Origin of the sequence: Desulfovibrio sp. An276 (genome assembly GCF_002159665.1) — a bacterium.
In the GTDB taxonomy this organism is placed as follows: Bacteria; Desulfobacterota; Desulfovibrionia; order Desulfovibrionales; family Desulfovibrionaceae; genus Desulfovibrio; species Desulfovibrio faecigallinarum.
In genome coordinates, this window is sequence record NZ_NFJC01000037.1 from 17,497 (window position 1) to 28,193 (window position 10,697).

The following is a 10,697-nucleotide window of genomic DNA, read 5'->3' on the forward strand; positions in this document are numbered from 1 at the left end:
CTCCCTGTTTTGAGATGAACGGGCAGCCCGGGGTATCCCGGGCTGCCGCCAGGCAGGGGAGAAGGCTCTCCCCTGTTCCAGACTGTGTAATGCAGGGACGTTCCTATTCCTCGTCCTCATGCTCATCCTCGGTCACGGGAGCGACCTGATTCAGAAGGGCAGCGCCGCAGTACTCGGCTGCGTCTTCCAGCTCTTCCTCGATGCGCAGAAGCTGGTTGTACTTTGCCATTCTTTCGGAGCGGCACAGGGATCCTGTCTTGATCTGGCCGGCGTTCACGCCCACTGCGAGGTCGGCAATGAAGCTGTCCTCGGTTTCACCGGATCTGTGGGAAATGACCGTAGCGTAGCCATTGTTCTTGGCGAGCTCGATTGCGTCCATGGTTTCGGTCACGGTGCCGATCTGGTTCAGTTTGATGAGAATGGCATTGGCAACGTTGTTGCAAATACCTTCCCAGAGGATGGAGGAATTGGTGACAAAGAGGTCGTCGCCCACAAGCTGCACATCGTCGCCAAGGCGATTGGTGAGCATCTTCCATCCGTCCCAGTCGGATTCGGCCATGCCGTCCTCAATGGAGTAAATGGGGTAGCGCTTGCAGAAATCGGCCAGCCATTCGCACATCTCCGTATTGTTGAATTCCTTGTTCTCGCCGGCAATGACGTATTTGCCGTCCTTGTAGAACTCGGAAGAGGCCACGTCGATGGCGAGCATCACCTCGGAGCCGGGATTGTAGCCGGTCTCCTCGATAGCCTTGGTGATATAGGCAAAGGCTTCCTCGTGACTGTTCAGATTGGGAGCGTAGCCGCCCTCGTCGCCCACCGTGGCGGAAAGGCCGTCCTTCTTCAGGATGGAGCCCAGGGTGTGGAAGATTTCGGCACCCATGCGCAGGGCATCGGCAAAGGTCTTGGCGCCCACGGGCATGATCATGAATTCCTGGATGTCCAGATTGTTGGGGGCGTGTGCACCACCGTTCAGGATGTTCATGAGCGGCACAGGCAAAACCTTGGCGTTGATGCCGCCAAGGTAGTTGTACAAAGGCTGGCCCACGAAGTTTGCGGCTGCCCTGGCTGTGGCCATGGACACGCCGAGAATGGCGTTGGCGCCAAGGCGGGACTTGTTGTCCGTGCCGTCGAGGTCGATGAGGGCGTTGTCGAGAGCCACCTGGTTCAGGGCATTCATGCCCATGATGGCAGGGGCAATTTCGTTGTTCACGTGCTCGACTGCCTGGAGCACGCCCTTGCCCTGATAGCGCTTTTCATCCTTGTCGCGAAGCTCGAGCGCCTCGCGGCTTCCCGTGGAGGCACCGGAAGGCACTGCGGCGCGGGCGGAAATGCCGCTTTCGAGTGTCACTTCCACTTCAACTGTGGGGTTACCGCGGGAATCGAGAATTTCACGGCCATAAACGGATACAATGGAACTCACGGGAATGTCCTCCGAAACAGCCAGAGAGGCTGTCCTTAAAGAAAGTGGCTTTTCGTTTCGGCAGCTGATGCTGCCTGCCAAAAACGGATATTGGGCCAGTATTGTTTGCTGTATTTGTTATGGTTATGGTTCGATGCCAGAGTCCGACTCTCGTTGGGCGTACAAAATCTTCAGCCCCTGCAAGAGCAGATCCGGGGTGACCTCGTGCAGGGAGGGTGCTATGCGCGCTATGCTCTGGGCAAAGCCGCCTGTGCCTACCACCTTCACAGGGCCTTTCAGCTGTGCGGAAAGCTTTGCGACAAGCCCGTCCACAAGGCTTGCAAAGCCGAACAAGATGCCGTGGCGTATGCTTGTGGACGTGTCCCTGCCCGGTGTGGGCTCAAGATCCTCGCAGTCGAGATTGACGCCTGGAAGCTTTGCCGTAGCCCCGGCAAGGGCATTCAGGGCAGTCATGGGCCCGGGGAAGATGAGGCCCCCAAGGTAGGAATTGTCCTGCACGCAGTCAAAGGTGACGGCAGTGCCGAAGTCCACAACAACAAGGGCCGGCGTTTCGGGGTGGAGCACACGGGCGGCATAGGCCGCAACCAGCCTGTCCGCTCCCACCTGTTCCGCCCTGTGGTAGCGGTTTTCCAGGGGCACGGGCAGATCCCTTGGCGCAAAGAATATGGGACAGCCCACAAAGCGGGCAATGGCTGCCCTGAAAAGGGGGTCCATGGCTGGCACCACGGAACAGACAACGCAGGCTGAAAACGTTTCCTTCTCGCAGCCTGCGTGGCGCAGAAGTTCCACAAGGGAAAGTCCCAGGGTGTCGCTTGTCTGGCCGCTGTTGGTCTGCAGGCTGTAGACCTCGCGCAGGCCATCGTGCACGACGCCGATCTTCATCGTTGTGTTGCCCACATCGACCAGAATGAGATTGTACGACTTGTCGCTCGGCATGGCTTTTGGCTCCGCTGTTGCCCCCGGGTTATGGTTGTTCGGGATTTGGGTGGCATATGGGGATGTCCCCTAAGGGAGAGCCCATCGCCAAAATACGCGTCATTTTGCCAGAGAGCGCAGGCATGTGCAAGAAGCGCAAAAGGACGGATCCGGCTCTTTTGGAAAGGACAGGTATGCCTGCCCTTTCCCCCCTACCTGTCTGCGGTTTTCCCCATGGTTTTCACAAAAAATCCCTTCGCGCATCCTGACTTGCAATATCGCTGCAACCGCTGCGCCAACATATTCAAACATTCAAAGCACTTGTCCTGCATTGTCCGCAAGAAGGGCCTTGCCCGACATCTTGACTTCTTGGGCTTTTTGTCGGAACTAAACCTTTTCAAACGGCCCTGTTTTGCTCTTTCCTTCGTGTCCCGTCCCAAGGCCAACCCATCCAAGGCTTTTCAGAGATTGGGCAAGGCGGCCGAGCTCGCAGCGTCATCGCTAGATTTGTGAGGCATATTCAAGCACATGTCCAGATTTTTGGATTCCATACTCGGTGTTTTTTCCAATGACCTTGCCATAGACCTCGGCACTGCCAACACCTGCGTCTATTTGAAGGGCAAGGGCCTTGTCCTGCGCGAGCCCTCCGTTGTCGCAGTCAAGCAGGACAACAGGGGCAACAAGGTCGTCCTCGCCGTAGGCCACGACGCAAAGCGCATGCTCGGTCGCGTTCCCGGCAACATCGAGGCCATACGCCCCATGAAGGACGGCGTCATTGCCGACTTCGAGGTCACCGAGGCCATGCTCAGGCACTTTATTGCCAAGGCCCTCAATACCCGCCGCATCGTGCGCCCCCGCATCATGATTTGTGTGCCCACAGGGATCACGCAGGTGGAAAAGCGCGCAGTGCGCGAGTCTGCCGAATCCGCGGGTGCCAGGGAAGTGTACCTCATCGAGGAACCCATGGCCGCAGCCATTGGCGCGGATCTGCCCATTCAGGAACCCATTTCCAACATGGTTGTGGACATCGGCGGCGGCACCACCGAGGTGGCTGTCATCTCCCTGTCCGGCATTGTGTACTCCCGTTCCGTGCGCGTTGGTGGCGACAAGATGGACGAAGCCATCATGACCCACGTGAAGCGCAAGTACAACATGCTCATTGGCGAAACCAGCGCCGAAAACATCAAGATCAAGATAGCCTCTGCCTACCCCCTCGAACCCGAGGAGGAAATGCAGGTCAAGGGCCGCGATCTTGTCACCGGCATTCCCCAGAACATCACCATCACCTCCACAGAGGTGCGCAAGGCCATTTCCGAACAGGTGGAAAGCATAGTGCAGGCTGTCCGCTTTGCGCTCGAGCAGACTCCCCCGGAACTTGCTGCCGACATCGTCGATCGCGGCATCGTGCTCACTGGCGGCGGAGCGCTTTTGAAGGGCCTCGATCAGCTCCTTCGCGAGGAAACAAGCCTGCCCATCACCGTTGTCGAGGATCCCCTCTCCACAGTGGTTCTTGGCACCGGCAAGGCCCTGGACAACATCAATATCCTCAAGGAAGTGTGCATCGACTAGGGTTTTCTCCGGGATACGCTCTTTTCCTGAACAGGGAGGCGCCTTCCTGGTCCGACCGGGGCGCCTCCCTGTTTTTGCATGGGCCCTCCTCTCTTCCTTAGCGGCAAACGGGAACATTTTGTGAATTTTCGCCATGCCCTCATCACGACAGGCCTTCTGCTGGTTCTCTTCCTGGCCCTGTACACGCTCAACCGCACGACAGGCGTGCTGGATCGCGTAACGACCAATATCGGCCTTGAGGTGACGGGCGTTGTGCTCAACCCCGTGCGCCAGCTGGAGGCAACCGTGGCGGATCTCTGGAACGGCTACATAGACCTTGTCCACGTGCGCGAGGAAAACGTCGCCCTTCAAAAGCGCATCCAGGTGCTCGAGGCCCAGGTCCTGGCCCAGAGCGAAGACATGGCAGAGCTGCGCAGGCTGCGCGAGCTTTTGAAAATGCCCCTGGACGTGTCCTGGACGCCGCTCGGAGCCCGCATCCTGGCTGGCCGCATAGGTCCCAACTCCCAGCTCGAATCCTTTACCATCAACCGCGGCTACACCACGGGTGCTGCGCCAGGAACCCCCATAGTCACGAACCAGGGCCTTATCGGCAAGGTCCTGAGAGCTGCCCCGCACACGGCAACAGCCATTTTGCTCACCCACCCCACAAGCCGCATTGCCATCTTCACGCAAAAAAGCAGGACGCCAGGCATCCTCACTGGCCTTGGTCCCAACAGGCCCATGGAAGTGCGCTACATGGACAAGGCCACCAAAGCCGAACCAGGCGAGCTTCTGGTCACCTCTGGCCTCGACGGCAAATACCCCAAGGGCATTCCTGTCGCGCGCATCCTCTCCATGCGCCCCTCAAGCTCAAGCGAGTTCATGACCATACTGGCAGAGCCATTGGCAGACATGAGCCACACAGAGGAAGTGCTGCTTTTGGAGCCTACGGGCATTGTGCGCCCGCCAGAGCCAGCCTCCCCTGCACCCGCGTTCGTAGGGCCGCCCCTTCCGGACTTTCTCAAAACGAGGGACGAGAAGGAAGGCGCAGAAAAAAGCACGCGCTAGGTTGGGGTTTGGGCCATGCGTCTTTTGCAAAACATCTTCTGGTGGCTCGCCTTCCTCTTTGGCGGCATCATCCTGCAGCTCTACGTGCCAGGCCTTGACGCACTCATTGTCGGCATCATCCTTGTGAGCCTTGAGCGGGACTACAAGACCATGGTCTGGCTTGTGCCCGCTGTGGTCATCCTGCAGGAAGGCATGGGAAGCCTCTCCTTCGGCTTTTCCATGTTCTACATAGGCTCCTTTTTTCTCATCAACAAACTGTTCCAGGGTGTTGCCCTGGCCGCAAAAGGCGCCTTTTTTCTTCTGGTGTCCCTTTGCATGGGCCTTTTGCACGGCTTCTACTCCTGGTTTTTCGCTACCCTGCAAAACGTGCCCTTTGACATGAACGTCATTGTGCACGACGGCGTGCTTCAGACCTTCTATATCCTTGTTGCCTGGCCCATGCTTGGGCGCTTGAGACGGCTTGTTGTCCATGACGAAAAGAAAGCAGAATCCTGATGCGCAGGGAACATCCCTGCAGGGCAGAAACGAGCCGAAAATACGCATTGCCAAGGAGAACAACGAGGCCTACCAGCCCCCGCGGCGCGGCGTCATCCTGCTGGAACTTCTGATCCTGACCTTCTTTGTTGTCTTTACCTCGCGCTTCTGGATCCTGCAGGTCCATCAGGGCGCGGACTTTGCCATTCAGGCGCAGAACAATCACTGGCGCGAGGAAAAGGTCTCTGCCCCGCGCGGCCGCATCTTTGACGTGAACAGCAATGTCCTCGCGGACAATCGCACAACCTTCGGATTGTCACTTATCCGCGACGACGTGCGCGATCTCACGGCAACCCTTGCCCGCGTGAGTGTCTGGACCGGTCTTCCCCTGGAGCAAATCGAGGAGCGCTACCGCCAAAGCCGCTTCAAGGTCAAATCCTTCGAGCCCCTTTTGCTTGCCCAGGACCTGGACTTTGCCCTTATGGCCCGCATTGAGAGCGAGCTCTACGCCTGGCCCGGCCTTGAAATCGTTGTGCTCACGCGCAGAAGCTATCCCGAAAAGGACCTCTTTGCCCACATCCTGGGCTATGTTGCCGAGGCCAACGAAAGGGAACTGGACAAGGACGAGGATCTTGCCATGGGGGATCTTGTGGGCAAGGCAGGCCTTGAGCTCACCATGGAAAAGCGTTTGCGCGGCACAAAGGGCCTCTACGACATCGAGGTGGACGCCTCGGGCCACATGATAGACAGGGTCCTTCGCGAGGAACCCATAGGCGGGACCAACATGCACCTTGCCATTGACAGGGATCTGCAAAAGGCCTGCTGGGACGCTCTGGGCAGCCAGGCGGGCTCCATCGTCGTCATGGAGCCGGATTCCGGCAAGGTACGTGCCATGGTCACTGCCCCTGCCTACGACAACAACCTCTTTGCCAAGGGCATTTCCCACCGCGACTGGGACGCCTTGCGCACCTCGCCGCGATTCCCCCTGCAAAACCGCAGCATACAAAGCGTCTATCCGCCAGGATCGGTCTGGAAGCTCGTCATGGCAGGCTGCCTCATCGAAAAGGGCATCTCCCCGAACGAGTCCGTCAACTGTCCGGGCTACGCCAAGCTCGGCAACCAGATCTTCCGCTGCTGGAAGCACAGCGGCCACGGCAGACAAAACCTCGAACAGGCGCTCTTCAATTCCTGCGACGTCTACTTCTACGTCATGGCCGAACGCATAGGCATCAACGCCATCGAGGCCTTTGCCAGGGCCAGCGGCTTTGGCTCGCGCACAGGCATAGATCTTCCCCACGAAAAATCGGGCCTCGTGCCCTCCAGGGACTGGAAGAAGCGCCGCCACAAGATATCCTGGACCAGGGGAGACACCTACAACACCTCCATTGGTCAGGGCTACACGCTCATCACTCCCATACAGATAGCCGTCTACGTCTCTGGCCTGCTCAACGGCGGAGACATCTTGAAGCCCCTCCTTGTGGACGACGAGGAGCGGACAGTGCGCATGCGCATTCCGGCAAGCAAGGAAACGCTGGACTTTATCGTGCGGGCCATGCAGCGCACGGCAAGCGGCGGCACTGCCAAGGTTGTGGGCCGCAAGGACGCCATCATGGGCGGCAAGACAGGCACGGCCCAGGTGGTCAAGCTTGGCAAGAACAGGCGCAAGTCCAGCGAAATGGCCTGGCGCGAGCGCGATCACGCCTGGATCGCCACCTTTGGCAAGAAGAACGGCAAAACCTACGTGGTCGTTGTCATGGTCGAACACGGAGGTGGCGGATCCTCGGTGGCAGGCCCTGTGGCTGCCAAAGTCTACGATCACCTCTTTGGCCCTAAGGACGCTCCCAAATAGAGCCTTGCGGCACGCTACGCTATGCATTCGAAGAATTGAGGGAAGAACATCATGGAAATCAAGGGCATTGAAAAGCGTCAGCCTTTGCTGCGCCACCTCAACTGGGCCCTTCTGGTCTGCGCCCTGGCGCTCTTTGCCGTAGGCGAGATGAACCTCGTTTCTGCCAGCGGCACCAGGGTCGAGTCAGGCCTTACCCTGGCAAGCTTTTACCAGAGGCAGTTTCTCTGGGGGCTTTTGGGGCTTTGCTGCATGACCATGACAATGTCCTTCGACTACCGCAGGCTCTACTCCATTGCCTGGCATCTGTACGCTGTGACCCTGGTGCTTCTTTGCCTTGTGCCATTGATAGGAACAACGGTCTATGGGGCAAAACGCTGGATTTCCTTGGGCCTTTTCAGCATACAGCCATCGGAGCTTGCCAAATTTGCCGTGCTTTTGGTCACAGCCAAGCTCATGGCAAACGAAAACGAGACACTTGGCTGGAAATCCTTTTTGAAGATTCTTTTGGCTGCTGCTCCGCTCATAGCCCTCATTGTCAAACAGCCGGACCTTGGCACCACCCTCATGCTGCTCTTCATTGTGGCAGGCATGGTCCTTTTCCACGGCCTCAAACTGGCGGTTTTGCGCGTGTGCGTACTCATCATCCCCTGCGCCGCAGCCTTCATGTGGTTTGTGGGCATGCACGACTACCAGCGCCAGCGCATACTGACCTTCCTGAACCCGGACGCGGACCCGCTTGGAGCCGGCTACCATATTTTGCAGTCGCGCATAGCCATAGGCTCCGGGCAGTTCTGGGGCAAGGGCTTTGCACAGGGCACGCAGTCGCAGCTGCGCTTTTTGCCAGAACGGCACTCGGACTTTGCCGTGGCAGTCTTCGGCGAAGAATGGGGCTTTGTGGGCTGCCTTGCCCTTGTGACGCTCTTTGCCATCTTCCTTTTCACCATCCTGACTACGGTCATTCAGGCAAAGGATCGCTTCGGAAGCCTTTTGTGTGTTGGTGTCTTCTTCTATTTCATCCTGGAAATCGCCATCAACATGGGCATGGTGGTAGGCCTCATGCCCGTTGTGGGCATCCCCCTGCCCTTCATAAGCTATGGTGGCTCTGCCACAATCGTAAACTTTATCTTTGTGGGTCTTGTCCTCAATATTTCCATGCGACGCTATGCCGTGCGCAAATAGCCAGTTTTGTCCCAAAAACGAAAAACAGGCCTTGTTGACGCACTTTTTCGCCTCGTATAGTATTGCGGACACTGAGAGAAAGTTTTTCTGCGGTCCTCGTCATCGCAGCATTTCTTTGCATGCATCCCGTCCCTTTCCTGCATGGCGGCACAATCATGGCAGCCGATGTCCGGAAAAAGAGAATTTTCCGCGCCAGCGGCCGCAGCCTTCATGCCCCAACATTCAAATACTTAGCGAGGTACTACTCCAATGGCTAAAGTTCGCGTTGGCATCAATGGTTTCGGTCGTATTGGCAGACAGGTTTTCCGCGCTCTTCATCAGAGCTACCGCGATCGCGTGGAAGTCGTTGCCCTCAACGATCTCTATGATGCAAAGACAAACTTTGAACTGGCCGAATACGACTCCTGCTACGGCCGCGCCCATCTGGACGCCCAGGTGGACGGCCAGGAAGCAAAGGTCGGCGACTGGAACATCCACTGCTTTGCAGAACGTGATCCCAAGAACCTGAAGTGGGGCGACTACGGCGTCGACATCGTCATCGAGAGCACCGGTCTTTTCCGCGAAGGCCCCAAGGCCCATGTGCACATCGAAAACGGCGCCAAGAAGGTCATCATTTCCGCTCCTGCCAAGAACGAGGATCTGACCCTCGTCATGGGCGTGAACGACCAGAACTACGACCCCGCAAAGCACCACATTGTTTCCAACGCTTCCTGCACCACCAACTGCCTTGCTCCCCTTGCTCTCGTTCTGCACAAGAACTTTGACATCAAGCTCGGCAATATGGTGACCGTGCACTCCTACACCAACGATCAGCGCATTCTGGACATGGCCCACAAGGACATGCGCCGTGCCCGTGCGGCTGCCTGCAACATCATTCCCACCAGCACTGGCGCAGCCCAGGCTGTGGCAAAGGTCATCCCCGAACTGCAGGGCCGCTTCTCCGGTTACTCCCTGCGCGTGCCCACCCCCACAGTGTCCGTGGTCGACTTCACGGCCATCGTGGGCAAGGCCACTTCCGCCGAGGAAGTGAACGCAGCCCTGAAGGAAGCCGAACAGACCTATCTGAAGGGCATCCTCGGCACCAACGAACTGCCCCTGGTCTCCATGGACTTCAAGGGCGACCCCCGCTCCTCCATTGTGGAACTTGAGTACACCGCAGTGCAGGAAGGCACCCTGGTCAAGGCTGTCTCCTGGTACGACAACGAGTGGGGTTACTCCAACCGCGTCTGCGACGTGTGCTGCATGATGGCTGACCGCGGCCTCTAAGCCGTACAACTTCTCTCATAGGACGAGGGGCAGCTCGCTTTTTGGCGGACTGCCCCTTCTTTTTTTGTGCCATTTCACATATTAGCTAATAATATTTCCCAATAAGCAATACTTATAACATTCCTAAGACAGTGATTTCAATACATTATTCTCCAAATCATTGATATTATAAATTGTTTCCAGTATATCAAAAGTTTCTTTTAGATTGTGTTTTGCATCAAACCATCCTTGTCCATCTGTAATCCAAATAAATGTTAAATTAGGTATTTTTTCTACTTGTTGTGCTATGTTTTTATAGCTTCTTGCTACCTCATTCAGTTTCGAACCAGAAGAAGCATAAAAATTGCACTCAACTGCATATGTAAAATTTTTTTCCATAAATAACAAAATCAAATCTTTTTGTTGAATCACCCTGATTACTTAATGATGACAAATCCAATCCTGTTCTTGATTCTATATCTTCTATATACTCTTCTTTTTTATATGGAAGACCAGTTATTTTAATAAAATTCTCACACAGATTCTCCATCAAATGCCCTCCTCTATTTTTTCGAGCATTTGAATCAAGACCTGTATTTACACCTAAAACGTAATCATACAAATTTGATATTATATGATTCTCAATGAGATCAAATAATCCCGTCTCCTTCATGAAATAAACATAATCATCTATTGAATAATTTATATTTTTAAAGCTGAAATTAAAAGTTCCTTTTTCATCCATGCAATAAATTTCATATTCACGTTTGGCAAGCAGAATGGGAATTGCCTTAAGACAAGAAGGATATTTTTCTAAGAGATTTTTGAAATCAGTTTCTATTTCCTTACTTGCAATCAAACTATTAAGAATGTTTAATTCAACTTTATACCCTAAGAGTTGGGTAAAAGTAGAACCATACGGTTATTGTGTCAACGAAATTATAATTTTTTCAAGCAATTACTTTACTCCCATTGCCGTAAATGCTATAGAAAATATGG

11 protein-coding genes are annotated in these 10,697 nt (G+C 55.4%); 7 read left to right on the forward strand and 4 right to left on the reverse strand.

Annotation, left to right across the window (positions count from 1 at the left end):
* Window positions 1-103: 103 nt before the first annotated feature.
* Window positions 104-1,420: a phosphopyruvate hydratase gene (eno, locus tag B5F76_RS12195; RefSeq protein ID WP_087354988.1), complete on the reverse strand. Its 1,317-nt coding sequence runs from the start codon at window positions 1,418-1,420 to the stop codon at window positions 104-106.
* Window positions 1,421-1,543: 123 nt separating this feature from the next.
* Window positions 1,544-2,356 (reverse strand): type III pantothenate kinase, encoded by an 813-nt coding sequence (locus B5F76_RS12200; protein ID WP_087354969.1) that lies wholly within the window; start codon window positions 2,354-2,356, stop codon window positions 1,544-1,546.
* Window positions 2,357-2,863: 507 nt separating this feature from the next.
* Here B5F76_RS12200 and B5F76_RS12210 point away from each other — a divergent pair.
* From B5F76_RS12210 to gap, 6 genes are all read left to right on the forward strand, one after another.
* A complete protein-coding gene (locus tag B5F76_RS12210) occupies window positions 2,864-3,904 on the forward strand; it encodes a rod shape-determining protein (RefSeq protein ID WP_087354973.1) in 1,041 nt (346 codons plus the stop codon).
* Window positions 3,905-4,024: 120 nt separating this feature from the next.
* On the forward strand, window positions 4,025-4,951 hold the full coding sequence (mreC, locus tag B5F76_RS12215) for a rod shape-determining protein MreC (RefSeq protein ID WP_239407049.1): 927 nt from the start codon (window positions 4,025-4,027) through the stop codon (window positions 4,949-4,951).
* 15 nt (window positions 4,952-4,966) lie between these two features.
* Window positions 4,967-5,446 carry a hypothetical protein gene (locus B5F76_RS12220; protein WP_087354977.1) on the forward strand — a complete coding sequence of 160 codons (480 nt, stop codon included), beginning with the start codon at window positions 4,967-4,969 and terminating at the stop codon, window positions 5,444-5,446.
* Complete coding sequence (mrdA, locus tag B5F76_RS12225) at window positions 5,421-7,274, forward strand: penicillin-binding protein 2 (RefSeq protein WP_087354979.1); 1,854 nt, start codon at window positions 5,421-5,423, stop codon at window positions 7,272-7,274. The genes B5F76_RS12220 and mrdA overlap by 26 nt, the downstream gene beginning before the upstream one ends.
* Window positions 7,275-7,325: 51 nt before the next feature.
* Window positions 7,326-8,453: a rod shape-determining protein RodA gene (gene rodA / locus B5F76_RS12230; RefSeq protein ID WP_087354981.1), complete on the forward strand. Its 1,128-nt coding sequence runs from the start codon at window positions 7,326-7,328 to the stop codon at window positions 8,451-8,453.
* 249 nt (window positions 8,454-8,702) lie between these two features.
* Entirely contained in the window at window positions 8,703-9,719 is a 1,017-nt protein-coding gene (gene gap / locus B5F76_RS12240; protein WP_087354985.1) for a type I glyceraldehyde-3-phosphate dehydrogenase, read from the forward strand.
* Between the two features lie 123 nt (window positions 9,720-9,842).
* Here gap and B5F76_RS15165 read toward each other — a convergent pair whose 3' ends face one another.
* Window positions 9,843-10,097, reverse strand: coding sequence for a DpnII family type II restriction endonuclease (locus tag B5F76_RS15165; protein WP_204218405.1), 255 nt, complete (start codon window positions 10,095-10,097; stop codon window positions 9,843-9,845).
* Window positions 10,069-10,557 (reverse strand): type II restriction endonuclease, encoded by a 489-nt coding sequence (locus B5F76_RS15170; protein ID WP_239407050.1) that lies wholly within the window; start codon window positions 10,555-10,557, stop codon window positions 10,069-10,071. The genes B5F76_RS15165 and B5F76_RS15170 overlap by 29 nt, the downstream gene beginning before the upstream one ends.
* Here B5F76_RS15170 and B5F76_RS15390 point away from each other — a divergent pair.
* The coding region (locus tag B5F76_RS15390) for a hypothetical protein (RefSeq protein WP_239407051.1) at window positions 10,466-10,697 on the forward strand (232 nt) is incomplete at its 3' end. The genes B5F76_RS15170 and B5F76_RS15390 overlap by 92 nt on opposite strands.